Origin of the sequence: Salinithrix halophila, assembly GCF_042650125.1 — a bacterium.
GTDB classification, from domain to species: Bacteria; Bacillota; Bacilli; order Thermoactinomycetales; family DSM-45169; genus Salinithrix; species Salinithrix halophila.
The window spans coordinates 306,148-331,338 of record NZ_JBHSAP010000018.1; the positions used below are offsets into that span (position 1 = coordinate 306,148).

At 50.1% G+C, this 25,191-nt stretch carries 26 protein-coding genes; 11 read left to right on the forward strand and 15 right to left on the reverse strand.

The window, feature by feature from the left end:
- Positions 1–3 precede the first annotated feature (3 nt).
- From hemH to ACFOUO_RS14495, 6 genes are all read left to right on the forward strand, one after another.
- The gene (gene hemH, locus ACFOUO_RS14470) at positions 4–948 is read left to right on the forward strand and encodes a ferrochelatase (protein ID WP_380705856.1); all 945 of its coding nucleotides are present in this window, start codon (positions 4–6) and stop codon (positions 946–948) included.
- Positions 941–2,344: a protoporphyrinogen oxidase gene (hemY, locus tag ACFOUO_RS14475; RefSeq protein ID WP_380705857.1), complete on the forward strand. Its 1,404-nt coding sequence runs from the start codon at positions 941–943 to the stop codon at positions 2,342–2,344. Before hemH ends, hemY begins: the two co-directional genes overlap by 8 nt.
- 117 nt (positions 2,345–2,461) lie before the next feature.
- Positions 2,462–2,923, forward strand: coding sequence for a hypothetical protein (locus ACFOUO_RS14480; protein ID WP_380705858.1), 462 nt, complete (start codon positions 2,462–2,464; stop codon positions 2,921–2,923).
- A gap of 325 nt (positions 2,924–3,248) precedes the next feature.
- Entirely contained in the window at positions 3,249–3,875 is a 627-nt protein-coding gene (gene lexA / locus ACFOUO_RS14485) for a transcriptional repressor LexA (RefSeq protein ID WP_380705859.1), read from the forward strand.
- A gap of 91 nt (positions 3,876–3,966) precedes the next feature.
- Positions 3,967–4,428, forward strand: coding sequence for an SRPBCC family protein (locus ACFOUO_RS14490; RefSeq protein WP_380705860.1), 462 nt, complete (start codon positions 3,967–3,969; stop codon positions 4,426–4,428).
- Between the two features lie 233 nt (positions 4,429–4,661).
- The gene (locus ACFOUO_RS14495; protein WP_380705861.1) at positions 4,662–5,099 is read left to right on the forward strand and encodes a hypothetical protein; all 438 of its coding nucleotides are present in this window, start codon (positions 4,662–4,664) and stop codon (positions 5,097–5,099) included.
- A gap of 150 nt (positions 5,100–5,249) precedes the next feature.
- Here the strand turns inward: ACFOUO_RS14495 and ACFOUO_RS14500 are convergent, their stop codons facing one another.
- The 6 genes from ACFOUO_RS14500 to ACFOUO_RS14525 all read right to left on the reverse strand — a co-directional run bounded on the left by ACFOUO_RS14500 (position 5,250) and on the right by ACFOUO_RS14525 (position 11,400).
- On the reverse strand, positions 5,250–6,431 hold the full coding sequence (locus ACFOUO_RS14500) for a pyridoxal phosphate-dependent aminotransferase (protein WP_380705862.1): 1,182 nt from the start codon (positions 6,429–6,431) through the stop codon (positions 5,250–5,252).
- 87 nt (positions 6,432–6,518) lie between these two features.
- Positions 6,519–7,718, reverse strand: coding sequence for an acetate kinase (locus tag ACFOUO_RS14505; protein ID WP_380705863.1), 1,200 nt, complete (start codon positions 7,716–7,718; stop codon positions 6,519–6,521).
- Positions 7,715–8,605 (reverse strand): 3-hydroxyacyl-CoA dehydrogenase family protein, encoded by an 891-nt coding sequence (locus ACFOUO_RS14510; RefSeq protein WP_380705864.1) that lies wholly within the window; start codon positions 8,603–8,605, stop codon positions 7,715–7,717. The genes ACFOUO_RS14505 and ACFOUO_RS14510 overlap by 4 nt, the downstream gene beginning before the upstream one ends.
- 23 nt (positions 8,606–8,628) lie before the next feature.
- Complete coding sequence (locus ACFOUO_RS14515) at positions 8,629–10,134, reverse strand: AAA family ATPase (protein WP_380705865.1); 1,506 nt, start codon at positions 10,132–10,134, stop codon at positions 8,629–8,631.
- The gene (locus ACFOUO_RS14520) at positions 10,127–10,660 is read right to left on the reverse strand and encodes a hypothetical protein (RefSeq protein WP_380705866.1); all 534 of its coding nucleotides are present in this window, start codon (positions 10,658–10,660) and stop codon (positions 10,127–10,129) included. Before ACFOUO_RS14520 ends, ACFOUO_RS14515 begins: the two co-directional genes overlap by 8 nt.
- A gap of 95 nt (positions 10,661–10,755) precedes the next feature.
- The gene (locus ACFOUO_RS14525; protein WP_380705867.1) at positions 10,756–11,400 is read right to left on the reverse strand and encodes a hypothetical protein; all 645 of its coding nucleotides are present in this window, start codon (positions 11,398–11,400) and stop codon (positions 10,756–10,758) included.
- 307 nt (positions 11,401–11,707) lie between these two features.
- Between ACFOUO_RS14525 and ACFOUO_RS14530 the strand changes: the two genes are divergently transcribed.
- Positions 11,708–11,902: a hypothetical protein gene (locus tag ACFOUO_RS14530; RefSeq protein WP_380705868.1), complete on the forward strand. Its 195-nt coding sequence runs from the start codon at positions 11,708–11,710 to the stop codon at positions 11,900–11,902.
- Positions 11,903–11,979: 77 nt separating this feature from the next.
- Here ACFOUO_RS14530 and ACFOUO_RS14535 read toward each other — a convergent pair whose 3' ends face one another.
- Together ACFOUO_RS14535 and ligD (ACFOUO_RS14540) are read right to left on the reverse strand one after the other, a co-directional pair.
- Positions 11,980–13,275 (reverse strand): amidohydrolase family protein, encoded by a 1,296-nt coding sequence (locus ACFOUO_RS14535; RefSeq protein WP_380705869.1) that lies wholly within the window; start codon positions 13,273–13,275, stop codon positions 11,980–11,982.
- An 81-nt stretch (positions 13,276–13,356) separates the two neighbouring features.
- Positions 13,357–14,265 (reverse strand): non-homologous end-joining DNA ligase, encoded by a 909-nt coding sequence (gene ligD / locus ACFOUO_RS14540; protein ID WP_380705870.1) that lies wholly within the window; start codon positions 14,263–14,265, stop codon positions 13,357–13,359.
- A gap of 103 nt (positions 14,266–14,368) precedes the next feature.
- Here ligD (ACFOUO_RS14540) and ACFOUO_RS14545 point away from each other — a divergent pair, with 103 nt between their 5' ends.
- The gene (locus tag ACFOUO_RS14545; protein ID WP_380705871.1) at positions 14,369–14,653 is read left to right on the forward strand and encodes a hypothetical protein; all 285 of its coding nucleotides are present in this window, start codon (positions 14,369–14,371) and stop codon (positions 14,651–14,653) included.
- Between the two features lie 34 nt (positions 14,654–14,687).
- Here the strand turns inward: ACFOUO_RS14545 and ligD (ACFOUO_RS14550) are convergent, their stop codons facing one another.
- Complete coding sequence (ligD, locus tag ACFOUO_RS14550; protein ID WP_380705872.1) at positions 14,688–15,608, reverse strand: non-homologous end-joining DNA ligase; 921 nt, start codon at positions 15,606–15,608, stop codon at positions 14,688–14,690.
- A gap of 110 nt (positions 15,609–15,718) precedes the next feature.
- On the opposite strand from ligD (ACFOUO_RS14550), the gene ACFOUO_RS14555 reads away from it, so the two are divergent.
- Positions 15,719–15,880 carry a hypothetical protein gene (locus ACFOUO_RS14555; protein ID WP_380705873.1) on the forward strand — a complete coding sequence of 54 codons (162 nt, stop codon included), beginning with the start codon at positions 15,719–15,721 and terminating at the stop codon, positions 15,878–15,880.
- Here ACFOUO_RS14555 and ACFOUO_RS14560 read toward each other — a convergent pair.
- Positions 15,877–16,194, reverse strand: a complete 318-nt coding sequence (locus ACFOUO_RS14560; RefSeq protein WP_380705874.1) for an Mpo1-like protein — start codon at positions 16,192–16,194, stop codon at positions 15,877–15,879. The two genes, ACFOUO_RS14555 and ACFOUO_RS14560, sit on opposite strands and share 4 nt — an antisense overlap.
- Positions 16,195–16,313: 119 nt before the next feature.
- Between ACFOUO_RS14560 and ACFOUO_RS14565 the strand changes: the two genes are divergently transcribed.
- Positions 16,314–16,634 carry a hypothetical protein gene (locus ACFOUO_RS14565; RefSeq protein WP_380705875.1) on the forward strand — a complete coding sequence of 107 codons (321 nt, stop codon included), beginning with the start codon at positions 16,314–16,316 and terminating at the stop codon, positions 16,632–16,634.
- Between the two features lie 15 nt (positions 16,635–16,649).
- On the opposite strand, the gene ku is transcribed toward ACFOUO_RS14565, so the two are convergent.
- A complete protein-coding gene (ku, locus tag ACFOUO_RS14570) occupies positions 16,650–17,477 on the reverse strand; it encodes a non-homologous end joining protein Ku (RefSeq protein ID WP_380705876.1) in 828 nt (275 codons plus the stop codon).
- A gap of 16 nt (positions 17,478–17,493) precedes the next feature.
- Entirely contained in the window at positions 17,494–18,882 is a 1,389-nt protein-coding gene (locus ACFOUO_RS14575) for a tetratricopeptide repeat protein (protein ID WP_380705877.1), read from the reverse strand.
- 388 nt (positions 18,883–19,270) lie between these two features.
- Between ACFOUO_RS14575 and ACFOUO_RS14580 the strand changes: the two genes are divergently transcribed.
- Positions 19,271–20,878: a peptide ABC transporter substrate-binding protein gene (locus ACFOUO_RS14580; protein WP_380706261.1), complete on the forward strand. Its 1,608-nt coding sequence runs from the start codon at positions 19,271–19,273 to the stop codon at positions 20,876–20,878.
- Positions 20,879–20,940: 62 nt separating this feature from the next.
- Here the strand turns inward: ACFOUO_RS14580 and ACFOUO_RS14585 are convergent, their stop codons facing one another.
- From ACFOUO_RS14585 to opp3b, 3 genes are read right to left on the reverse strand one after another with little or no spacing between them, the layout of a single operon-like run.
- Positions 20,941–22,944, reverse strand: a complete 2,004-nt coding sequence (locus ACFOUO_RS14585; protein WP_380706262.1) for an ABC transporter ATP-binding protein — start codon at positions 22,942–22,944, stop codon at positions 20,941–20,943.
- 34 nt (positions 22,945–22,978) lie between these two features.
- Positions 22,979–24,010, reverse strand: coding sequence for an oligopeptide ABC transporter permease (gene opp3C, locus ACFOUO_RS14590; protein ID WP_380705878.1), 1,032 nt, complete (start codon positions 24,008–24,010; stop codon positions 22,979–22,981).
- A 5-nt stretch (positions 24,011–24,015) separates the two neighbouring features.
- Entirely contained in the window at positions 24,016–24,942 is a 927-nt protein-coding gene (gene opp3b, locus ACFOUO_RS14595) for an oligopeptide ABC transporter permease (protein WP_380705879.1), read from the reverse strand.
- Positions 24,943–25,191: the final 249 nt, after the last annotated feature.

The window sequence follows — 25,191 nt, forward strand, 5'->3', positions numbered from 1 at the left end:
GTCATGCCCAAGAAAAAAATCGGCCTGCTGGTCATGGCTTACGGAACTCCCCGCAAACGGGAGGATATCGAGCCTTATTACACCCATATCCGCCACGGGCGAAAGCCTTCGGAAAACCTTCTCCAGGATCTAAAAGACCGCTATGAAAAAATCGGGGGGATCTCTCCTCTCGCCCGCATCACTGAAGAACAAGGGGAACGCCTGCGGGACAAACTGAACACGATGTACGAGGACGTAACCTTTCAGCTCTACCTCGGACTCAAACATATCGATCCCTTTATTGAGGACGCTGTCCAAGAGATGAACCGTGACGGGCTGGAAGACGCCGTCAGTATCGTCCTGGCCCCCCACTATTCCACCTTCAGCGTCAAAACTTATAACGGTCGGGCCCGGGAGGAAGGGGAAAAATTAGGTGGTCCCCGGATCCATGCCGTCGAGAGTTGGTATCGGGAACCCAAATTTATTGGCTACTGGACTGAGCGAATCCGAGAGACCCTCCGTCGGATACCGGAACAGGAACAAGAACGTACCGTCGTCGTTTTTTCTGCCCATAGCTTGCCTGAAAAGATCCTCAAACATGGCGATCCCTATCCGGAACAGTTGAAAGAGACCGCCAAACGGGTAGCAGAAGCCGCAGGTATCCAAAATTACGCCGTCGGCTGGCAGAGCGCCGGTCAGACACCGGAACCATGGTTAGGCCCTGATGTGCAAGACCTGACCCGCTCGCTTTTTCATCAAGACGGGTTTACATCCTTTATTTATTGCCCTCTCGGGTTCGTCGCGGAGCACTTGGAGGTCCTCTATGACAATGATTACGAATGCAAAGTAGTCTGTGATGAGCTCGGCGCTCACTACTACCGACCCGAAATGCCCAACGCCAACCCGGCATTTATCGACTGCCTGGCCACCGTGGTCTCCAGGAAGTGGGATGAGATCCGTCATGGATAAACCACGTCATATTGTCATTGCCGGTGGTGGCATTACGGGCCTCACTGCTGCTTTTTACCTGGAGAAGGAAGCGCGGGAGAAAGGCCTTCCGCTGACGTTCACTCTACTGGAAGCGACTTCCCGCCTCGGCGGGAAGATCGAAACGGAACGGGCTGACAGTTTCGTGATGGAAAAAGGGCCGGATTCCTTTCTGGAGCGGAAAACCAGCGCCAAACAACTCGTAGCAGATCTTGGGATGGAAGAAGAGTTGGTACGCAACCGGACAGGCCAAGCCTATATTCTACAAAATCACCAACTGATCCCGATCCCGGAAGGAGCTGTTATGGGTATTCCAACCCAGCTGAGCTCCTTTGTGACCACCCGACTCTTCTCCCCTGCCGGAAAGCTGCGGGCGGCGGCAGATCTGTTCCTCCCCCGTCGAAAATCAGCGGGAGATACCTCGGTGGGGGCCTTTTTTCGTCGTCGGCTGGGAGATGAAGTGGTTGATCGGCTGATTGAACCGTTGCTTTCCGGCATCTACGCAGGTAACCTTGACCACTTGAGCCTGCAAGCGACCTTTCCCCAATTTGCCGAGATGGAAGCCAAACACCGCAGTCTGATCCTGGGCATGAAAAAAAATCGACCGAAACAGGCAATCAGCCGTCCAAAAGGACAATTCCTCACCCTAAAACGGGGCTTGGAAAGCCTTGTGGAAGCGATTGAAAAAACCTTACCGGCTTCTTCCGTCAAGAAAAACACCTCGCTTCGTGAGGTAGAAAAGACCGCAGAGGGGTATCGGGTCACCCTTACCGAGGGGGAGGTCATCACCGCAGACGGAATCATCGCGACCCCTCCCTATGAAGTGACCCGCCGCCTGCTTAGTCGATACAACCTCCCTGCGTCTCCTGAAGAGATTCCTCCCACTTCCGTGGCGACAGTCATATTGGGCTTTGAGGCGATAGATGTGCCCCTTGAACTGGATGGTACCGGGTTCGTCGTTCCCAGGCGGGAAGACACCACCATCACCGCCTGCACTTGGACCCATCGGAAGTGGCCCCATACGGTTCCTCCCGAAAAAGCCCTTATCCGATGCTATGTGGGACGTTCTGGGGACGAAACCATCGTCGACGAGCCCGATGAAGTCATCATTGGTCGTGTCCGGGAGGACATGCGCCGGATCCTATCGATCCACAATCCTCCTGTTTTTACCCGAATCACCCGCTGGCCGAAAGCCATGCCTCAGTACGCCGTTGGCCACGCTCAATGGCTCAACCGTCTGAGAGAGGAAATTCGTCACCAACTACCCGGCCTTTACCTGGCTGGTGCCTCCTACGCTGGTATCGGAATCCCCGATTGTATCAATCAGGGGAAACAGGCGGTACAGGATACTTTGAGCCGACTCTTTGCTGAGAGATAACGAAAAAAACCCCGGTCGGGGTTTTTTTCGTGGGTTCATCAGGCGAGGCCATCATAACCTCGCCTCCCTGTCCATATATATGGGGTATGAAGAAGTGTACAGGCAGGAGGGAACCCTGTGAACGATAAGCTAAAGCGCCTGCTGCGCGTTGTTCTCGTCTATATCGTCGTCGTGGCAATCACCTTGGTGATGAACGGCTTCTACGAAAAACACCGCACGCAAGAATATATCGATGAATTCAAGGAGTTGAAAGGTCACCACCTCCTCAACGAAATCTCCGATACATACAAGATTACGATCGAGCAATACTCCAACTACAAACTCAACAGAGAAATGAAACGAAAACTTGTAGAACGGCTCAATAAATTAAGTGGTGACCTCCGGAAAGTCGACCATCAGATCAATGCCCAGGACGTCCGCTACCATATCGATTTTTCCTTCATCTATCATGATATAAAATTGGTCAACATCGCCCTCTCCGACGCCACCAAAGATGATATCGTACCTGTCATTGTCCTTCATAGCATGGAAGGATTAGGGGAGCTCAAGAAAGAAATCACCTACATTCAATACCGTTGACCCACAAAAAAACAGCTGTCGTCCAGCTGTTTTTTTGTTGCAACCTGAAGGAACTGCCGATACGTACGGGTTCCTACTTACCTACAGAACCATAAGTGCATCGATGTGCGGAGAACAGCTACTGCGATCTGAATCCCGTCGCTTCGTTTTATCTCTTCCACCGTGAGGCCCAACTTGGAAATCGCCCAATATCAGATCGCACAGAAATTCGAACCTATGTTTGTCCTGCCTTCCGTAATCGTGTATACTGTAGGAAAATACCCTGACTTTTAGATTCCGAAGGGACTGGCGGATAAACGAAACGAGCGGAAAGGGGATAAAGATCATGGCTAAGTTATCACCGCGGCAACAAGCCATTTTAAACTACATAAAACAGGAAGTCCGGAAAAAAGGGTATCCACCATCCGTGAGGGAAATTGGAGAAGCCGTCGGTTTGGCTTCTAGTTCCACCGTCCACGGCCACCTCGCCCGGCTCGAGAAAAAAGGCCTGATCCGGCGAGACCCTACCAAGCCTCGAGCGATCGAAGTGCTGGGAGAAGATCTGGAAGCGGTCCCCGACTTAGCGGCCAACACCGTGATGGTCCCCCTCGTCGGGAAAGTGACTGCTGGCGAGCCCATCACTGCGGTGGAAAACGTGGAAGATTACTTCTCTCTCCCCCGCCGTATGGTAGGCGGTGACGATTCCGTCTTTCTTCTCTCCGTTCGAGGTGACAGCATGATTAATGCCGGTGTCTTAGATGGTGACTTCGTCCTGGTTCGCCAACAACAGTCAGCCGATAACGGCGACATGATCGTGGCTATGACTGCAGAACACGAAGCGACCGTCAAACGTTTCTATAAAGAAAAAGACCATATCCGCCTGCAACCCGAAAACGATAACATGGAACCCATCCTCCTTCCTGAGGTGGCCATCCTCGGGAAGGTTGTGGGTCTCTTCCGAGAGCTTCATTGAACAAAAACCATGATTTTTGGGCCATAGTTTAAATAGGGCTTCACCAGGAAATTGATATTTGCCGATCTACCCACTGCGGATGGTGAGTGTTATGCCTATTATCACATTAGAACTCTATATTAAGGCCCCTATCCAAACATGTTTCGATTTATCCCGTAATATTGACGTCCATATGAAATCAACCTCTCATACACATGAAAAGGCTGTTGCAGGTGTCACAAATGGCCTAATAGGATTAGATGAAAGCGTCACTTGGGAAGCGATTCATTTTGGTCTCAAACAAAGGTTGACGGCTAAGATTACAGCATTTGATCCACCACATTATTTTGTTGATGAAATGGTAGAGGGACCTTTTAAAAGAATCAAACATGAACACTTTTTTGTGGGTTATAAGAATCAAACTAAGATGATTGATAAATTCGATTACACTTCACCCTGGGGATTTCTGGGCAGCATAGCCGATAAACTTTTTTTAGCCAAGTATATGGAAGGTCTTTTGAAAAAAAGAAACTTATATATCAAGGAAATAGCTGAGCAATCCCTTAATAATTGAACCGCACTAAAATGTGCGACAGCCGAGATTCTCAATTTGTCACCATAGACTAAATCCGGCTTCATCACGGAAAACACCCCCTGCACTGGAAGGCAGGGGGTGTTTTTGGTTTCCCCAAACCCAAAAGGGTAGATCCTACGCTGAACCGTCTAGAGGAAAGTAAGACGAAAGGAGAATATCCGGCGGCCAGATCCGGTGATACAATGGAGAAAATGGAAAGGAGGCTCATCGGATTGACTTCTCAAACCCAAACCACTCGCTCCCCAAAGGGGCAGGAAAAGCACAATCGCATGGTGGAAGCAGTCGCTAAAGAGCTGGTGCGGAAAGGGTTTTTAATCAAGGCTGATTCTATCGAATGGTCAGATGGCGTCCCCCCCGTCCTTGGAGAAAATTTTAAACCCGATATCATCGCCTTCAAGGATTCCATCTTCCATATTATCGAAGTCGAGACTTGCTCCACTTTTCAAAGCGCGGAAACCGCCCATCAATTGCAGATCTTCAGCGGGAAGGGAAAGACCACCGTCATCGTTCCCACCGTTTGCAGAAGTCGTACTGATTTGGTGTTAAAGATGCGTGAATCTCTTCGGGAATGGGGACTGCAGTCCGTTAAGATTGGAACCTGTGATCCTGCTACGGGCAAGGTTGAACTGCCTAGAGAAATGGATGCGTGACAAAGCCGCTCATTTTCTCTGGACAGCACGGATCCTCCCTCCTGGGGCCGCCTCTCAGCCCCGACCGCTTCTACCCTCCTTCAGCATAAATCCCAAAGTTCAAAAGAGCCTCCCGCCTGGCCTGGCAAGGAGGTTCTTTTGGTGGTGCCATCAGGAACGGGTTTGGGTGAAACGCTCCATCCGGTCCATCGCTTCTTTCAACTGATCCATGGAAGTGGCGTAGGAGATTCGAACATGATCGGGAAAGCCAAAGGCTGAACCTGGAACCATCGCCACCTTTTCTTCTTTCAGGAGGGCTTTCACCCAGGCATCTGCATTCTCAAAGCCTCCACGGGCAGCCGCTTCCTTGACATTGGCGAACACATAGAAGGCTCCCTCAGGAGTGGCGCATTTTACACCGGCCATCTGTTGCAGCCGCCCCAAAACATAATCACGACGTTGGCGGAAAGCGGCCAGCATGTTCCGGACGGGCTCCTGATCTCCCGTCAAAGCTTCCAAAGCAGCATATTGAGCGATCGAAGTCGGGTTGGATGTGCTGTGGCTGGAGAGGCTGGACATCCCCTTGATGATACGGGAATCCCCTGCCGCATACCCGATCCGCCAACCTGTCATCGAATACGTCTTAGACACCCCGTTGATGACAATCGTTCGTTCCTTCAATTCGGGGCTGAGCGAAGCGATGCTGACGGATGTTTCGTCTCCGTAAATGAGATCTTCATAGATCTCATCGGATATGATGAGAAGTTCTTTATCCAAACACACCTGGCCAAGAGCCTCCAGCTCTTCCCGGCTATACATGGATCCGGTCGGATTGGAGGGGCTATTAATTAAGAAGGCGACCGTTTTATCGGTGACGGCTTCCTTCACCTGATCAGGCGTCACCTTGAACTGGTTCTCTTCCAAACCCTCGATAATCACCGGCACCCCACCGGCCAGTTTTACCTGCTCGATGTAACTCACCCAGTAAGGGGCTGGGATAATCACTTCATCCCCTTCGTCCAGGATGACCTGAAATAGGTTGTAAAGGGCGTGTTTAGCCCCCACTGTCACCACAATCTGATCCGTCTCATAGTGCAAGCCGTTGTCGTTCTTAAATTTAGCGACAATCGCTTCTTTCAGTTCAGCGATACCACCTGCAGGGGTATATTTGGTCAGACCTTCTCGCATCGCTTTGTCGGCAGCTTCTAGGATATGGTCCGGCGTGTTGAAATCGGGTTCACCCGCACCCAGTACGATGACATCGTGGCCTTGTTTTTTTAATTCCTTAGCAGTAGCAGTAATTTCGATCGTTTTTGAAGGCGTCAGACTTTGTACCCTACGGGACAATTTCATTGATCGCGCTTCTCCTCTCTGATTCAGTACATGGGATGGGAGTATTGTAACACAGACCGGCTCCGCTGTGGGCCGGTCTGTTGTTATTCAATCTCGGACGAGCCGTCGGGTTTCTCTGGCAATCATCAGTTCTTCATCGGTGGGGATCACGAGCACCTTCACCTGGGATTCCGGGGTGCTGATCACTTGGGGACCTTTGGGAAGATCCGCATTTTTCTCTCGATCCAATTCTACCCCTAGGTAATTCATCCGGTTTACCGTCCATTCGCGGACAATCGAGGCGTTTTCCCCCACACCAGCTGTAAAGATAATCGCATCGACACCGTCTAGCGCCGCTGTATAAGCTCCAATCTGTTTACGTAGTCGATACGTATACATTTCCAGAGCGAGACGGGCATTTTTGTCGCCTTCGAACGCTCCTTCCGTGATCTCCCGCATGTCGCTGGAGAGACCCGATACTCCCACCAGTCCGCTGTGTTTGTTCATCATCGAAGTCACTTCTCCGAGAGTGAGCTCCTCTTTCGCCATCACGAAAGGAACGATCGCCGGGTCGATATCTCCGCACCGGGTTCCCATCATCAGACCTTCCAGCGGGGTCATACCCATACTGGTATCGATAGAGAGCCCGTTTTCAATTGCTGTGCAACTGGCTCCGTTTCCGATATGGCAGGAAATGAGCTTCAACTCTTCCAGCGGCCTGCCGAGAAGCTCTGCTGCCTGGTGAGCAACATACTGATGGGAAGTTCCATGAAAGCCGTACCGGCGTACCTTGTGCTTCCGATACAATACCCGGGGCAGAGCGTACAAATAACTGTGTGTTGGCATCGTTTGATGAAAGGCCGTGTCAAATACAGCCACATGGGAAGCGTGGGGAAGGCTATGCTGGGCGGCATCGATTCCCAGGAGGTTGGGTGGGTTGTGCAGCGGTGCCAAGTCGACATTTTTCTGAATGGCTTGAATCACTTCCTGGTCGATAACCACCGACTGGGCGAAATCCTCTCCCCCATGAACGACTCGATGACCAACAGCGCCCACTTCATCGACACTGGCCAGCACCCCTAGCTGATCATCGGTCAAAATGGCGAGCACCTTGTTCAGACCTTGACGGTGATCCAGGATTTCCGCCGTTTCCACCCATTTCTCTTTACCGGTAACCTGGTGATTAAGGATCGATTGTTCCGACCCAATCCGCTCCACCAAACCCTTGGCGAGAACTTCTTCTTTTTCCATGTTGTAGAGCTGATATTTGATGGATGAACTGCCACAGTTGATGACCAGAATTTTCACCGGGCTTCCCCCTCCTTTAGGCGGTCGCCGTCTTCATCGTAGCGGAAAAAGCCTTCCCCTGTCTTTACACCTAAATGGCCGGCACGCACCAGCTTCTTTAAGAGAGGAGCGGGACGGAACTTTGTGTCTCCGTATTCCCGGAACAGACCCTCTAGGGCAGCTAAAACCGAATCCAGTCCGAAACGGTCCGCCATTTCCAGAGGACCGTAGGGGAACTGATACCCCCGTTTCATCGCCGTATCGATATCTTCAGGGGTGGCCACCCCCTCCATCGAGGTATAGAGAGCTTCGTTAATGAGTGTAACGATGAGACGGGTGGTAACGAAACCGGGAGATTCAAAGACTTCCACACCGGTAAGGTGGAGAATCTCCAGAAAGCTGCTGGCTTTCTCCACCGTTGTGGTACTCGTCTTCAACCCGCGCACGATCTCAACGAGATCAACACGGGTGCTGGGATGAAGAAAATGAAGGCCAATGACCCGATCCGGACAACGGGTGACGGCGGCCAGCTCCGTCAGGCTCAGGGTGGAGGTGTTGCTGGACAGAATGACATGTTCCGGGCACAAGTGGTCACAGCGGGCGAATACCTCTTTTTTTATCGCCAGATTCTCCGTAACCGTCTCGATGACAAAATCCGCCCGAGAGAGGGCGGAATCATCCGCTGTGAACGTAATTTTATCGAGGGTCAGCTTTTTCTCCGCCTGGGTGATCCCCCATTTGGAAAGCTGCTTGTCCAGGCTTATTTCCACATGATGGCGAGCATCCCGAGCCAATGCTTCGGATTTTTCGATGACCGTCACATCAAACCCCTTTTTCGAAAGGAGTTCGGCGATCCCCTGTCCCATCGTCCCTCCACCGTACACAACAATATGCTGAATCTCTGACAAAACCATTCTCCTTCCTGCAAACGTCAGCTGCTGATGGGAACCGGCTCTTTTGTATATCGTTCGAGAAGGCTTCGGAACTGCTCTCCAGAGAGCACTTCTTCCTTCAACAATATATCCAGAGCCTGCTCAAACACTTCTGAGTATCGGTTCAGGAGATGAACCGTCTCTTTATGAAGTTCCTTTAGGATTTTAGCAGATTCCTGATGCAGTGTCTCGTTGCTTACCAAATCTTTATCGATAATTCCCAGATCCGACAAACCCGCCTCAATCAGCGTACGGGTATAGCGGTTGGCTTGATCATAGTCGTTCTGGGCACCGGTGGAGCGGTTACCGTAGATCTGCTCTTCCGCAGCGGCTCCTGCTAAGCAAACCATAATTTGGTCCTCGATCTGCTTGCGAGTGTAAAGATACCGGTCTTGCCCTGGATGATGCCGTACATAGCCAAGTGCCTGGCCGCGGGGAGCGAGTGAAACCTGAGAAACAGATTTTGGTCGAACCCACTCGGAAATGATCGCGTGGCCCAATTCGTGGATGGCCACTCGTTCCCGCTCTTCCTGCGTCGCTTCCCGGTCGGTCTTTTCCCCCATCATAACTTTGTCGATAGCTTGGGAGAGATGTTCCTGGCGGATGACTACACTACCATCCCGCATCGCATAGATGGCAGCTTCGTTAGTTAAGCTTTCCAGTTGCGCCCCGGAAAAGCCAAAGGTCTCGATAGCCGTCTGCTCAATATCCACTTCCTCCGCCATCGGTTTGTTTTCCGTGTGCATACGCAAAATCATCACACGGGCTTTCTTATCCGGCAGGTCCACCGAGATATGCCGGTCAAAGCGCCCAGGTCGGAGAAGAGCCGAATCCAACATGTCCTTCCGGTTGGTTGCCGCGACCACCAAGACCTGAACCTCCTGGTCCGTGGCGATTCCGTCCATTTCCGTCAGGAGCTGATTCAACGTCTGATCGTACTCCCGGTGTTGGGCTCCTTCACGCTGCCCGCCGATTACATCAATTTCATCAATGAAAATAATCGCACTGTTCTTGTGGTTTTTCTTCGCATCGGCTCGGGCTTCTTGAAAGAGCTCCCGAATCCGTTGCGCTCCGACACCCACATACATTTCAACAAATTCGCTGCCGGAGGTTGTCACAAAGACCGAATCGGTGTAGTGAGCGGCGGCTTTTGCCATCAGAGTTTTCCCCGTTCCGGGGGGACCGGAGAGAAGAATTCCCTTGATCGGACGAATCCCGTATTCCCGAATTTTGTTTCGGTGGATGAGGAAATCTAAAGCCTCTTTCAGCTCTTCCTTGGATCGTTGCTGACCGCCGATCTTATCGAAAGAGATGTTAGGGACCGAATCTTTCCTTTGCATCCGTTTTCCACGACCCAGAGCCGGACTGCCAGCCCGGGCTTTAAAGAGCCACCAGGCCATCCCGGCAATCCCCGCCGTTACCAACAAGGGAAGAGGGCTGACACCTTGATAAAGGAGAAAGATAAAAAGTGCCGGTGCCACACCGAAGGCGATTGCTTTACCCATTATCCTTCACCTCACTTGCCGGTTTATGCAGGGGAAGCACCCGATAGAGCCATTGGTTGCCCTGCCTTAGTTCAATATACAGATAACGGTCATCCATCATCACATGGGAGCGGATTCCTTTGGTGTCTGCTTCTTTAGAAACTGCCTGGGGAATCTGGGTATATCGCTGGAGAGCGATTCCCTCCTTCACCCCAAAATTCATCCGATTCCATGCTTCCTTCAATTCCCCACCGGCTTTGTCCTCCAGTTTTAGGGAGAGCTTTCGGTCATCGGCGAGGTCTGTCAGTTTCCTCCGCAAGGGGATATAATCCTGTTGCAGGGAAAATGAAGGTTTGGCCATCAGACGAACCGTGATCTTTTCAGGCTGAATCTGCAGCGAGTAGTCACGGATATGGGATGTTTGAGAGATGGCTTTTTCCATCGGAGACTCGATTTGAAACTTCTGATAAGCAAAGTACCCTCCAAATAAGAGGAAGAGGCTGACAACTAAACTCACCACGGCGATAGGCCAGCGGATTGATGTCATTGTCATGCCCCCTTTCTACATTCCAAGTTTCATCGTGTTCTAGTATATCATAGAATATATATCATTCGTGTTAAGGATAAACATGGAATTTACACTCATTGGAAACGATAATGCAGGGTCTGGACTTTAGTCCCTTGTAAGGGGATGATTCGGATGGTGAGCTCAGCCGTTTTCTCCGTTTCGGGGTGATACCAGATTCGGTAGCGAAGGCGGAATTTCCGACTGGCTTTGGTTGCGGCGCCATCATCAAAAGCTCTTCCCATCCAATCTCCCAGCTTTTTACCAAGCACCCCGGAATCCAGTTGGGTTTCGATTCCTTTGAGCGTTCCTGTTTTCGTCTGCCGATCCGGAAGGCGTTTTGTCCAGGTGACCGATTCCTTAAGGAGGAGAAGATGATCCCGAGGAGATAGCAGTCCGAATTGACGATCCCTTAAGGTTTCCTTTTTTTTACCCCGGGACAAAAGGATGACACTTCCTTTTTTCTCGATGGAGATCCTTTTTTCCTCTGATGGATCGCTGTATAATCGCCAATCTTCGCCCCGTTGTTCTCCTTTAAATCGGGCTTTTCCATTGAGGACAAGAAAAAACGGGTATTGCTTAACCTTGAGTTGTTGTTCCACCTGCTTGACCATCTGGATCTGGGAAGAAGGGGATGATTTTGATGCTTTCTGAGCAACGGGTACCTGACAGCCACTAAAATTAGCCATCACCAAAACCAAGGTCAGCAATAAATAACGCATGTCCACCGCTCCTTTTTAAAAAATCCTCCTTCTTTTTTCAGTGTACGAAAGGGCCGCACCCATTATCACCTGGAAAAACAGCGATGCCCGCCAGCTGGGGGACTGGCAGGCATCCAATGCGGAGAATAACAAAGCCTGATCGGAAAAACCAATTCCGACCAGCGCGTAGCCAAAAATTCATTGCGGAATGGGTAAACACGGAAACCCTTTGTTGACGGGCTTTATACAGCGCTGCTTCGACAAAAATGTGTTAGACATCAGGAGATCGGAGAGGGGTGATAATAAGTGACACAAGGAGGTGAGCCACATGGATACGACATCTTCTCCGGGATGGCTCCGTGATCGGCTGGAGAACCATTTTACCGGTGAAGAGCTGGAACGGATCCAGGGATACCTACAGGCTGAGACCTGGGCATCCCCCTCCTCGAGAAGGCACAGATGGTCAGACGAGACTCTGGAGATCCCGTTGCGTTTCCATCTGGATATTGACATGAAAGTTTGATTTAGTCCTAGTGTAACTTTATTTCTCCTGCCTATACCCCACACCAATGATTCCCTGCCGATGGCGGGAATCTTTTTTTAGGGTACAATCATTTGAAACGCACGGACCGCTTCATGGATAACTTTTTCTTCATCAATGGTAAGAAGTTCTCGGTTGCGCATTAAGGGGCGCCCATCTACAAAGACATCCTGCACATCATTACGGGAAGCGGAATAAACGAGCAACGAAACCCAACCATGGGCAGGCTTCATGTGAGGGGCTTCTAGAGCCACCGTAATAAAATCCGCTTTCTTCCCGACTTCCAGCGTCCCGATTTCTTCCTCGAGAAAAAGGGCTTCCGCACCGAAAACCGTCCCCATCTGAAGGGCGGTATAGGCGGGCACCACTTCCGGATCCATCGTGACCCCTTTATGGATCTGTGCAGCCAATTGAATCTCTTCCAGCAGGTCCAAATTGTTGTTGCTTGCCGCCCCGTCCGTTCCGAGAGAGGGGCGTAGCCCTTTCGCTAACATGGCCGGAATGGGGGCGATCCCGCTTCCTAATTTTAGGTTGCTTCCGGGATTGTGGGAGATCTTAACATCATGGGCGGCTAAGACGTCGATCTCCTCTTCTGTGACGTGGACAGCATGAGCTACCAGGGTGGGCCGGTTGAAAACCCCTAGCTTTTGGAGATGTTCCACTGGCCGTACACCGTAGTCTTTCCGATTTTGCTCGACCTCCGCCCGGGTCTCCGCTAGGTGAATATGAACAGGTAGATCCAGCTCCGTCGCGTCAGCTAAGATTTCGTCGATATATGTAGGCGGGCAGGTATAGGGAGCATGGGGGGACATCATGGTAGTAATCCGCCCCTCCGCCTTCCCATGCCAATCCCGGGCAAATTGATAAGCCTCCCTCCGCTTTCGATCCCGCTCCTCTTTTGTACCCAGGCCGATCACTCCACGGCAGAGGCTGGCCCGGATTCCGCTCTCCTCAACAACTTGTGCCACCTCATCCATATGATCATACATATCGGCAAAACAGGTTGTCCCCCCACGGATCATCTCCGCTACTGCCAGAGCTGTCCCCCAGCGCACTTGCTCCCCTTTGAAACGGGCTTCCAGTGGCCACATATGTTCCTGCAACCAGGTTTGAAGGGGCAAATCATCGGCAAAACCACGCAGGAGAGTCATGGCTGCATGGCCATGGGTGTTGGTCCAGCCGGGCAGCAAAAGCCGGCCCTTTAAATCGATTACTTCATCGGCTTTCGGCGCCTTAGACATCTGGGTCCCGATCCAAGCGATCCGTCCATCTTCCACCAAGAGGGATGCATCCTTGATCGGTTTCGGGTCTCCGATCATCGTCAGAATGTGGGCATGTGTAAACAGGCGTTTCATCGGCGGATCCTAGTCTCCTTTCTCCGCGTAAGGTAACCCCACGATATCCTAAAATAGGCGAAGGTACAAGTTTTTCCAGGGTTAGTCTTTCTGCTTGCGGTCCAAAAAATCTAGAATGTCGTCCAAGTTAAACCGATGATCCGGATCGGTTACCGCTCGAAAAGGATCCTGGATGGAGGTGAGACGTTGGTGGATGGTGTTCAGAGTGAAAGCTTGTGGAGTGAGGCTGGGTTTTAATTCACTCCAACGAAGGGGGGTAGAGACAGGAGCACCAGGCCGGGCTCGGGTGCTGTAAGGGGCAATGAGGGATTTTCCTCGCCAGTGTTGCAGGTAATCGAAATACACCTTCTCCCCGCGCTTTTTCACTTTTCGCTCCAACGTGATCAGATCCGGGCGCTGGCCAGCTAAATACTCAGCTAAAAATCGACTGATGCGGCGAGTCTGCTCAAAACGATAGCCTTGTCGAATCGGGACATAAATTTGCAACCCCGTCGCTCCCGAGGTTTTGACCACGCCGTCCAGGCCCAACTCCAATAAAGCTTCACGGGTTAAAAGAGCCGTTTCCATGACCCGTTCAAACCCTTCGACGGAGGGGTCGATATCAAACACGATTTCAGTGGGTTGATCGGGAAAGGAAGCCGTATCAAAAGAAAGATGATACTCCAGACAAGCGAGGTTGGCCAGCCAGATCAGCGTCGGTGTGTCTTGCAGAAGAATATACCGGACATTACCGGATTGGACGGAAGTCACCCAGTCGGGAGCATGGGAGGGAATGTTCTTTTGATAAAAAGACTCGCTTCCCACGCCGTCTGGCCAGCGGATAGTCGTCAGATAACGGTCCCGGGCATAGGGAAGAATCCAGGGTGCAAGGTGGGTCAGATGGAGAATCCAGTCCCATTTAGTCATAGAGATGTCCGGGAAAAGAACTTTATCCGGATGAGTGATCCGGATCTCCCGCCCTTCCACATGAACCAGTTTCGCCTCGTTCAACGTTTCATCCTCCTTTAAGCCCAAATCCCACGGGACAATCGTCCAGGGTCTAAACACCTACATAGAGTGTACTGTGCCTGATAATGAATAAGGAGGGAACTTGATGGTACAAGAAAACGAGCAGATGTTGCCGGCAGCGGACCCGGCTTTTGGATTTAATGGCTATCCGGGTTACGATCCGACTCAAACCTGGCCGACCGTCAACCATTACCCCGACCCGATGGCCGGGTATGAAGGGTTTCCTGACTATGGGGAAGATGCCTATACCCAACAATTCTTTCCACCCTTCGGATTTGGATTCGGATTCCCGTTTTTCCCTTTTTTCGGGTTTCCGTTTTTTCGCCCGTTCCCCTTTTTCGGCTTCCCCTTCCGGCGCCGCTTTTGGTAAGAATAAAAAACCTTCCGGCAGTGGCCGGTTTTTTTTATGCCCGTTGAAAACCGAGAATCGTAGGGGAGCGAAGCGTAGCATGAGGGGTCCACTCCAGATAACGCACCTCCACCGCTAATGCGGGATGAATCCAATAGATTTCCTTCCCTGGATCCGAAGGTGGGTTGAAGACGGGAGGATTCTTGACGGATATCTGGGGATACCAATCGGCCAGCATCTGGCGCTCCTCCCCGCTCAAACCCGACCCCGCCCGCCCAATGTAACGCCAACCTTTTTCTTTATCTGCAAGAGCGAGTACCAAGGAGTGAACCCCTTCCGGCCCGGGGATAACACCGACCGCCACAGCTGTCAGATTACGGAAATGCTTCGCTTTCAGCCAGGCCGGGTGCTTTTTCCCCGGATGGTAAACACTTGCTCGCTTCTTCATGACTACCCCCTCCAACCCCTTCGCCTGGGTCGCTTTCCATAAGGAGGGACCATCATCGAAACTATCAGTCAACTGGATTTTTCCTTGGGGATCTTGTGGCACCGATTCCTCAAGCAAGCTTTGTCTGTCCGTTAATGGCTGATCAAGAAGGGTGGCCCCCTTCAGTGCCAATAGGTCAAAAACCATATAATGGACGGGGACACGTTGGATGAGCCCGTCGATGTTCTTTCGATTGGAGGCGAGATCCCTTTTTAACACCTCGAAAAAATCAGGCCTCCCCCCCTTCATCGCGATGATCTCCCCGTCGAGAAGCGCCGATCGGCAAGGGAGACGCGACAGAGCGGTTACCATTTCCGGATAGCGATCCGTCCGCTCTCGTCCTTTTCGGTTGATCAACCGTACATGCCCGTCGTCCAAATAGGCCAACATACGCACTCCGTCCCATTTAACTTGATACAGCCACTCATCCGAGGGAAACACATCCTCACGGGAAACGGGTTCCATCGGGCGTATGGTGGGAATCTGCATGATGAACCTCCTTCCCGATTCCATGGGTTCTCTTTCAGTATGTCCTTTCTCATTGTCGAAAAGCATGAAAAACCTCCACGAAACATAGAGTTTCAGTGGAGGTGAGCATGATGCCGATCCTGCTGGTTCAAATCGCCCTCGTGATTATCCTCGTCCGTGCGGCGTTTCAAACAATCCGACATTTTCAAATCAGTCAGCCTAATTGGCTGGAAGTGATTTTTCAGATCTCTGTCGGGATTGTTTCTCTTTGGTTGTTACTTGGGATCGATTAGAGGTTTTGCTCCTCTTTGTGCGAACGGGAATCTTCCGATTTATCCGTTCTACCCAGCCGCTTTTTCATCCACCACCATGGACCGATGATCAAAAAGGCAGGATTCCGAAAAAAAGAGGGCTTCTTTCCTTCGAACAGGTGGCCCACGAACTGTAGAATCCAGCCCAAGACAAACAAAACCGCTGCCGTCTTCCAGTTGAAAAAAAACCAGGGAAGCGACAGGGCAATCATGGGAATTCCCACGGCATGGGTCAGCTGGTTAACGGGGTGTTGATGATCTTTTCTATATTCGTCCAATAGTTTGGAAATATTCACAAGCATACACTCCTTTTCATCCGTTTTGAATGATTCGGGCTTTAGCCCTGGACCTCCTTTCCCGCATCTTTTGTCCTTCCTTTCCATAGATATGTAGTAAAACGGCTCGGGAGGCTCATATGGGTGAATCCGTCAAAAACGGCTGGGTCCAAGTTTTGCTGGGAACCGTGGTGGCTGTAAACTTAATGTTGGGAGGACTCCTTGTCGCCCGCCAACTCGTCGTACTGCCTCAGGCAGTACCAGCCACCGGGAAATCGGCTGAACCTTCGCTTCGAACGGAAACCCAGCTGGAATGGGAAGGAACCAGCACGGAGGGGAACTGGAGAATCGATCATTACCGAAAAATCGATGTCCAAATTGATGACAAAGGGAAAATTGTTGACCGGCAGCCCAGTTCGGAATGGACCCATATCCGCTACTGGAACAAAGATATACCCTGAAAAAGAAAGCCGTGTTTACTCCGCGGCTTTCTTTTTCTTGGTTGGGCTCTTTTTTCGGCCTCCTTTTCCCTTTTTTGTTCCGGACTGCTCTAGACTGGCTTTTAACGCTTCCATCAAATCGACCACCCGTTCCGGCTGACGTTCAGGCGCTTCCACGATTTCTTCACCTTTTACTTTCTTCGCGATCGCTTCCTCCAACGTACGTCGGTAGTCATCCTGGTATTTTTCCGGATCAAACTCCGCTGTTAGGTTATCGATTAGTTGAACAGCCATTTTCTGTTCCTTCTCTGGAAGGTCTATTTCTCTAGGAACCTCCGGGACTTGGCCGGCATCCCGTACTTCCTCTGGATAATAAATCGTTTCGATCACCAGACATTGATTATATACACGGACAACCGCCAGGGACTGCTTGGATCGAATCGTGATCTGAGCCACCCCGATTTTGCCCGTCTCCTGCATCGCATCCCGCAGAAGAGCATAAGCCCGATTGCCGTTGTCTCCCGGCCCCAAGTAGTACGTACGGTCGAAATAAATGGGGTCGATCTCTTCCAACCGGACGAAATCCAGAATTTCAATGGATTTGCGGTTCTCCGGCATGATCGATTCGATCTCTTGTTTCTCCATCAGCACAAACTGATTGTCCGCGTATTCATAACCCTTGACCACTTCCTCCCAGGGAACTTCCGTTTTACAGGTTGGGCAGGTCCGAGTGTACTGAATCGGGGTTTTGCATTTGCGGTGGAGATTACGGAAAGAAATGCTTTTATCCTTGGTTGCTGAAAACATTTTGACGGGGATATTGACCAGTCCAAAACTGATCGCCCCTTTCCAAATCGTGTGCATGAGTTTTGACCTCCTGCTATTGGGCCGGGGTGTGAACAGCCAGAGAAATCTGCTCCCAGCACTGCCTTGTTCCATCGATCTTCCCATCGAGGAGATGACACAGTCCTTGGTAAAAGAGAGGTTCTTTCCAGTGAGGGGACAGCTGTTGTGCTTTCTGAAACTCCCCGGCCGCCTCATGAATCTGTTTACGGTCCAAAAAAATCCGGCCCAGTTGGTAATGGCCCAAGGAGCGTGTGAAAGGATCTTGATGGTGAACCACCTTTCGGGCTGCTTCCTCAGCCCGGTCAAACTCCTGGCAGTGAACGAAAAGCCGGGACCGAAGCATCATCCATAAGGGGTGGGCCATCATCTCTTCAGGCAATTTGGCCAATGCCTTTTCCACCTGACCCAGGTCTCCTTGTTGCAAGAGATACCAGACATAAGTGAAAAGCGTATCCGGATTCCTCGGATCTATCGTCAATCCTTTCTGCAGAACAAGGAGGGCTTCCTCCTGACACCCCTTCAGCCAGAGGCTCCAACTCATCCCATGATAAGCGGAAGCTCGTTTGGGATCTGTAGCGGCCAGCTTTCGATACCATCGGAGGGCTGCTTCCACATCTCCGGATTCCTCGAAATCCTGGGCGATCGTTTCCATCACGGCTGGGCTATTGGTTTTTTCATATACAGCCCTTCTCCAAAAATGAACTCCTTCCCACTCCCCTGCTTCTTTATAGCAACAGGACAGATAATACATTGCTTCCCAATCGTCCCGATCAAGGTGAAGCGCATGGAAAAAATAAGGAATTGCCTCAGCATATTGTCCAAGGCGATACTGGCAAGCGCCAAGATTAAACCAGGCATCTCCGTTCTCCGGGTTGAGAGTGAGCGCCTTATCAAACTGCCGGATCGCCTTTTCATCCTCTCCCCGTTGCACATGAACACAACCCAGCATATGACGTGCGAAGGCAGCGAATCGAGGGTGATCCGATGTTTCCGCCACAAGGTGGAACTCCCGGAAGGCATCATCCCATTTTCGTTGTTGGAAATCGCTCAGGGCCAGATAAACACGACCTAAGAGGAAATCAGGAGCTTCTTTGACAACTTGATCAAAGTAAGGCTTCGCTTCTCCAAACATCTTCAATTGATAATATCCCTGACCTTCCCGGAAGGACCGTACTACCTGCCCGTCCAGCCAAAACTCTTCCCCCACTTCTTCCTCTTCAGCAGCCAGATCAGGCTCTTCGTTCAAAAGAGAAGACACCCGTTCCTCTAGCGAGATCCACCCTTCCAGTACATGATCACAAACCTGCTGGATTTGGTGGAACTCTTCCCTGAGCCGTGAACGGTCCGGGTCGACGGAGCCGGGATATTGCTCTTCGATCTTTTCGAGGTGTTGTTTCACCTGCTCTAACCACTGGTCGAACATCTATAACCCTCCTTCTCGCAACAGGTCAATCTGATACCATTCAGTATCTCCGCTGGTGGGTGATCCATGTATGTATTTGGATTTGGTAAGGGAAATGGGATTCATGTTTTGTTTTTAGTTTGTAACGCAAACAAGTCTATATTTCCAGATCCCAATCGCCACCCTACTCCCATGCCATGGCTTACTTTCAGTGACCCGCGTCAAACATCTAGACATGATCTATTCAGTTAGACATATTTTGTCTAACGATCCATACATACCCTCCCTTCTCTTCTCTTCCATACAAGAATGTGCTGTTGGCAGGATGATTGCATGGTAATAGAAGAAATTTCCGCCAAGGAGGCTGATTTACATATTGAATCCGTCGCAACTGAAGCATTTCCTCTCGATGGTCGTCTTCGCCTTGATGATTGCTCTTGTGGGATGTTATGGAGGAAATCCGGAAGCTACCTCTTCAAAGGAACCGCAAGTGCTCCGCATTACGGCTGGAAATGAAATCCCCACCATGGATTCCACCGGAACCTTGGATGTGTTGTCCCAGCGTGTCATCAACAACACCTTCGAAGGACTTTACCGTTTCGGAAAAGACAGCAAGCCCATTCCTGGCATTGCGAAATCCTATGAAAAAAGCAAGGATGGCCAAACCTATACCTTTCACCTCCGGAAAAATGCTAAATGGAGCAACGGAACTCCCGTAACCGCACAAGATTTTATCTATGCATGGAAAAAATCCCTGCACCCGGATACCCTTTCAGCCTACGCCTACCTCTTTAACGACATCAAAAACGCGGCTGCTATTCAGGACAAAGAAAGCCGCCTCTATGGAAAAGTAGATGAGTTGGGAGTAAGAGCCCTAGACGACTCCACCTTGGAAGTGAAATTAGAAAAGCCCGTTCCCTATTTTCTCAGCTTGATGGCCTTCCCGTCTTTCTTTCCGCAAAATGAAGCCTTTGTCGAACGACAGGGGGACAAATATGGATTAGAAACGAAACACTTGATTTTCAACGGACCCTTTGTCTTAAGCACCTGGAATCATGAAGAAGGGTGGGAATTAAAAAAGAACCCCACCTATTGGGATGCAGATACCGTTAAGCTTGAGAAAGTGGAAGTCAAAGTCGTTAAGGATACATCCACCGCTGTTAACCTATATGAAGCGGGTCATATCGATAAGGTGAATTTAAGCGCCGATTTTGTGGATCAATACCAAGACAGCCCGGAGTACAGCACCATGAAAAAACCAGAAATGTACTTTATCCGGATGAACCAAAAAAATCGGTTTTTAAACAACAAACACATCCGAAAAGCGATTGACATGGGATGGGACAAAAAAGAGATGGCCAACCGGATACTGAACAACGGTTCCCTCCCTGCCTTCTACTTGGTGCCGCAAAACTTTGTCACCGGCCCAAAAGGCAAAGACTTTCGTGCGAAATATGGAAATTTCAACACGGGGACCGTCCAAGAAGCAAAAAATCATTGGAAAAAAGGGTTAAAAGAACTAGGCGTAAAACAGGTGAAGCTGGAACTGTTATCTTATGACGGTGAATTGAGCAAAACCATCACATCCTACATCCGCAACCAATTGGAGAAAAATTTACCCGGCTTGTCTTTAACCATCAACCGGCAACCCAATAAGCAAAAGATTGCTCTGGAAACAAAAATGGATTATGAACTTTCCTATTCTGGCTGGAATCCGGATTTCCAAGATCCCATCACCTTTGTCGACCTGTTTGTTTCTAACGGCCCATACAACTGGTCCGACTATAAAAATCCCAAAGTTGATCAGCTTGTCAACGAAGCCAAAAATGAGAAAAACCCCGCAAAACGATGGTCTCGGCTTCAAAAAGCAGAACAGATCCTAGTGGAAAACGATACGGTGATCTCCCCGATGTTCCAAACCGGGCAAGCTCAGCTGATGAAACCTTACGTCAAGGGGTTTGTTTCCCACCCGTTGGCGGTGGAAGCCAGCTACAAATGGACGGTTATTGAAAAGTAAATAGCCCCCCTGCAAAGCAAAGACGCCTGTCAAATACAGGCGTCTTTGCTTTGCTCAGTTGTTCAATATGGAAATAATACAGGCGCTTCCCGAGACTGTGCGACGTATCGTTCAAACTCCCTTTCGGTGCAGAGGGCCCAATGCTCCTCGGAAACTTCGCGAAAAGTACGTTCTTCCTTTTCCCCCATATAACTCTCAGCATCAAAAAATTTGCGTTTTCGGCTTCTCTCGTATTCTGGATCCGGTAAAGGAATGGCTGAGAGAAGAGATTGGGTGTATGGATGAATCGGGTTCAGGCAGAGTTCATCACTGTGGGCCAGTTCAACCAACCGTCCCCGGTACATGACTCCGATCCGATCACTGATGTATTGCACCATAGAGAGATCGTGAGCGATAAATAAATAAGTCAGCTCCCGCTCTTTTTGCAGCCGTTTCAGCAAGTTTACCACCTGTGCCTGTATCGAGACATCCAAGGCGGAAATTGGTTCATCGGCAATGATAAACTCCGGCTCCACTGCCAATGCCCTGGCGATACCAATCCGCTGCCGCTGTCCCCCGCTAAATTCATGGGGATAATGGTAAGCATGATCCCGGCTCAGCCCAACCGTTTCCAGCAAATGATACACCTTTTTCAAACGTTCTTCCGGATCCTTCGCTAAACCGTGGATATCCATCCCTTCCGCCACGATATCCGCCACCGTCTGACGCGGGTCCAAAGACGAGTATGGATCCTGAAATATCATCTGTGCTCTACGGTGAAACCGTCTAGACCATTCCTCCGTCTTTGTTCCATGGATCTCAACTCCGTCATAAATCACTTGACCCTCCGTCTTATCGTACAGGCGCATAAGCATCCGACCGGTAGTCGACTTCCCGCAACCCGACTCTCCGACCAGACCGAAAGTTTCCCCTTTGTAAATCTCAAAATTCAAATCATCTACCGCTTTGATCACTTGATTTCCAACGTGAAAATACTTTTTTAAATTCCGGACTTGCAACAGCGGTACCTTGGCTACCGGTCTCTCTCTGTTCGTATCCGATTGTAATGCCGGTTGGTCCTTCCTTTTTGCCGATAGAGCTGGAGGGTCGATAGGGGGTGCGTTGTCATGCAGAAGCCACGTAGCAGCATAATGGGTTTCTGTGATCGGAAACATCGGGGGCTCCATGCGAAAATCGATGTTCATCGCGTATTCATTTCTCAAGGCAAAGGCGTCTCCTTGGGGCGGATGGAGAAGGTCTGGAGGAGAGCCCGGGATCGCCGCCAAATCCTTACTGGAGCCAGGGTCTGGAACAGAGGCCAACAACCCCCATGTATAAGGATGTTTCGGGTTATAAAAAATCTCGTCCACTTTTCCGATCTCCACGATTTTCCCCGCATACATCACCGCCACCCGATCCGCCATATGGGCCACAACTCCGAGATCGTGGGTGATAAAAATCAAGGACATTCCCAGCTGCTTCTGTATCTCCTTTAACAGCTCTAAAATCTGCGCCTGAATCGTCACGTCTAAAGCTGTCGTCGGTTCATCGGCGATTAAAATTTTCGGATTGCATGCGAGAGCGATGGCAATCACCACGCGTTGCCGCATACCTCCTGAAAGTTGATGGGGGTACTGCTTCATCCTCCCTTCCGGCCAGGGAATGCCCACTCGCTTCAACAACTCGACCGCCTTTTCCGCTGCTTTCCGACGGTCGAATTGTTGGTGAATTCGCAAACTCTCCATGATTTGCCGCCCGATTGTCATCGTTGGATTTAATGAAGTCATCGGATCTTGCAGGATCATGGAGATCTCTGCCCCTCGGATCCTCTCCATTTTACGCTTGGGGAGAGTCAGCAAATTCTCTCCATCCAACCAAATCTTCCCGGTCTTGATTTTGCCTGACGGTTGAGGTACTAGGCGCAAGATACTCTTTGATAACACCGATTTCCCCGATCCCGATTCCCCTACAATAGCCAGGGTCTCCCCTTTTTTCAAATCAAACGAAACCCCTCGAACCGCCTGAACTTCCCCAACATAAGTATCAAAGGAAATCCGGAGATCTCTCACTTCCAACAGTGTGTCCATCATCTCTTCCCCTCCCGTCTCTTTAGAGATTTCATTATTTCTTTAGCTTTGGGTCCAATGCATCGCGAAGGCCGTCTCCCAGCAAATTAAAAGAAACCATGATAATACTGATCACCAGAGAGGAAACAATCATCATATGAGGATAAATACGTAGAATCTTGTACCCGTCATTTACGAGCGTGCCTAGAGAAGCAATAGGGGGTTGTAAGCCTAAACCGATAAAACTGAGGAACGCTTCTGTAAAGATCGCACTGGGTATCGTGAACATGGTGGTGATAATAATCGGCCCCGAGGTATTGGGAATGAGATGCTTCCAGATCAACCGGTGATCTTTTGCCCCTAAGGCTCTCGATGCCATGATAAATTCCTGATTCTTCAGTTTTAAGATTTGCCCTCTCACAATCCGGGCCATCCCGATCCACCCTGTAATGACCATAGCCAAGGTGATAGAAACAATCCCGGGCTTCAATATCAAAATCAATAGGATTACCACAATCAGGTTGGGGACCCCCGTCAGCACCTCGATGATTCGCTGCATGATATTATCCACGCGGCCACCATAATAGGCCGAGACACTGCCATAAGCCACCCCGATTACCAAGTCGATCAATGCGGCCAGAAACGCGATATACAGAGAGATTCGCGTACCTTCCCATGTCCGTGTCCAGAGATCCCTTCCCAGCTCATCTGTTCCAAACCAGAAATATCCCGATACATCTTGTTTTTCATATCGGTCGGTTCCCCGGCTATCGATCCCATCGAATCCGAACCATGAAAGGTGTTCTAGGACGGGGGCTTTAGGGGGAAGATTCGCCCGTCTTACATCTTGATCATCAAAACCATATTCATTAAAAAAGGGCCCGAAGATTGCCAAAAGGAGAATGAGAAGAATGGCCGCCAGTCCGAAGATCGCCGCTTTATTCTTTTGCAAGCGCTTCCATCCATCCTGCCAGAAGGTAAAGGGATCCCTGGAAACCCTTTCTTCACTGCCCCAGCACTTTCTGTCGGCCAAGCAAAACAGATCGTCTTCGGGAGGGAGCTTGACTGGTTCAACCGATTTTTTCACCTTCCTCACTCCTTTTCCGCCGCCAAACGAATTCTCGGGTCAATCCACCCATATAAAACATCCACCACTAAAATGATGCCGATAAACAATATGCTGTAAAATAGCGTCACTCCCATAATCACAGGGTAGTCATTGGTCATAATCGATTTCACAAACTGTTCCCCTAACCCCGGCACACTGAAAATTTTTTCAATGACCAAGGTTCCGGTCATCAAAGACACGGTCATCGGGCCTAGAATGGTAAGGATCGGGATCATGGCATTCCGTATCCCATGACGAATCACCGTTTTCGCATCATTTAACCCCTTTACCTTGGCCAAGAGAATATAATCCTGCCCCATGATTTCCAACATTTCCATCCGCATAAACCGGGCAATGGTGGCGATAACAAAAACCGATAAGGAAAGCGTCGGGAGGATCGAATACTCAACCCCTTCCCAAAAGGCAACCGGAAGCCACCCCAATCGTACTCCGACCCAATATTGCAACAGCCCCGCAAAAACAAAAGAGGGAATGGAAAGGCCAAGCACCGCAGCAATCATACATGCGTAATCCAGCCAGGTATTATGACGTAATGCAGCGAAAATCCCCAATAATAACCCCAACACCGTACCTAAGACCAACGCCTGCGCACCTAAAATTGCCGATGCTCCGATTCTTTCCCCAATCATTTGAGAAACCGAACGCCCATCATATTGGAAAGACACACCTAAATCGCCTTTCAGCAGATTTTTCATATAAAGAACATATTGAATCGCCATCGGCTTATCTAATCCGTACCGCTCGTATAGCCTTTCTTTCTGTGAGGGGGTCAGTTTTTCATCGTTAAAAGGGGATCCCGGAAGGGTTTCCATCATAAAAAAGGAAAGCGTCGCAATCACGAAAAACGTCACGACCATATAACCGAATCGACCAAGAATGTACCGGCTCATCCTTTTTTCACTCCTTCCCTTTTCCGATAAATCAATAAGGGTAAATATTTTTTATAAACATTCACCCTGGATTCAAGCAAACATCATGCCATCTTTATTCGAATCGTAACGGCTTCAGCGTTTTCTTTTGCTATTTTTTTCTTTATAATTGTTTTTACGTATCCTTAGGCAGGGAAGGTTTGATCAGAAGCATCCCGCAGGATAGACTAAAAGCTCATTCAGGAGAACGCCGGTATTCCCTGGCGGTAA

What these genes read in the sequence shown, in the direction of transcription:
- hemH (WP_380705856.1), top strand. Translation starts at nt 4, where the DNA reads ATGCCCAAGAAAAAAATCGGCCTGCTGGTCATGGCTTACGGAACTCCC.
- hemY (WP_380705857.1), top strand. Translation starts at nt 941, where the DNA reads ATGGATAAACCACGTCATATTGTCATTGCCGGTGGTGGCATTACGGGC.
- lexA (WP_380705859.1), top strand. Translation starts at nt 3,249, where the DNA reads ATGGCTAAGTTATCACCGCGGCAACAAGCCATTTTAAACTACATAAAA.
- ACFOUO_RS14490 (WP_380705860.1), top strand. Translation starts at nt 3,967, where the DNA reads ATGCCTATTATCACATTAGAACTCTATATTAAGGCCCCTATCCAAACA.
- ACFOUO_RS14500 (WP_380705862.1), bottom strand. Translation starts at nt 6,431, where the DNA reads ATGAAATTGTCCCGTAGGGTACAAAGTCTGACGCCTTCAAAAACGATC.
- ACFOUO_RS14515 (WP_380705865.1), bottom strand. Translation starts at nt 10,134, where the DNA reads ATGGGTAAAGCAATCGCCTTCGGTGTGGCACCGGCACTTTTTATCTTT.
- ACFOUO_RS14520 (WP_380705866.1), bottom strand. Translation starts at nt 10,660, where the DNA reads ATGACATCAATCCGCTGGCCTATCGCCGTGGTGAGTTTAGTTGTCAGC.
- ACFOUO_RS14525 (WP_380705867.1), bottom strand. Translation starts at nt 11,400, where the DNA reads ATGCGTTATTTATTGCTGACCTTGGTTTTGGTGATGGCTAATTTTAGT.
- ACFOUO_RS14530 (WP_380705868.1), top strand. Translation starts at nt 11,708, where the DNA reads ATGGATACGACATCTTCTCCGGGATGGCTCCGTGATCGGCTGGAGAAC.
- ACFOUO_RS14535 (WP_380705869.1), bottom strand. Translation starts at nt 13,275, where the DNA reads ATGAAACGCCTGTTTACACATGCCCACATTCTGACGATGATCGGAGAC.
- ACFOUO_RS14545 (WP_380705871.1), top strand. Translation starts at nt 14,369, where the DNA reads ATGGTACAAGAAAACGAGCAGATGTTGCCGGCAGCGGACCCGGCTTTT.
- ligD (WP_380705872.1), bottom strand. Translation starts at nt 15,608, where the DNA reads ATGCAGATTCCCACCATACGCCCGATGGAACCCGTTTCCCGTGAGGAT.
- ACFOUO_RS14555 (WP_380705873.1), top strand. Translation starts at nt 15,719, where the DNA reads ATGCCGATCCTGCTGGTTCAAATCGCCCTCGTGATTATCCTCGTCCGT.
- ACFOUO_RS14565 (WP_380705875.1), top strand. Translation starts at nt 16,314, where the DNA reads ATGGGTGAATCCGTCAAAAACGGCTGGGTCCAAGTTTTGCTGGGAACC.
- ku (WP_380705876.1), bottom strand. Translation starts at nt 17,477, where the DNA reads ATGCACACGATTTGGAAAGGGGCGATCAGTTTTGGACTGGTCAATATC.
- ACFOUO_RS14575 (WP_380705877.1), bottom strand. Translation starts at nt 18,882, where the DNA reads ATGTTCGACCAGTGGTTAGAGCAGGTGAAACAACACCTCGAAAAGATC.
- ACFOUO_RS14580 (WP_380706261.1), top strand. Translation starts at nt 19,271, where the DNA reads ATGGTCGTCTTCGCCTTGATGATTGCTCTTGTGGGATGTTATGGAGGA.
- ACFOUO_RS14585 (WP_380706262.1), bottom strand. Translation starts at nt 22,944, where the DNA reads ATGGACACACTGTTGGAAGTGAGAGATCTCCGGATTTCCTTTGATACT.
- opp3b (WP_380705879.1), bottom strand. Translation starts at nt 24,942, where the DNA reads ATGAGCCGGTACATTCTTGGTCGATTCGGTTATATGGTCGTGACGTTT.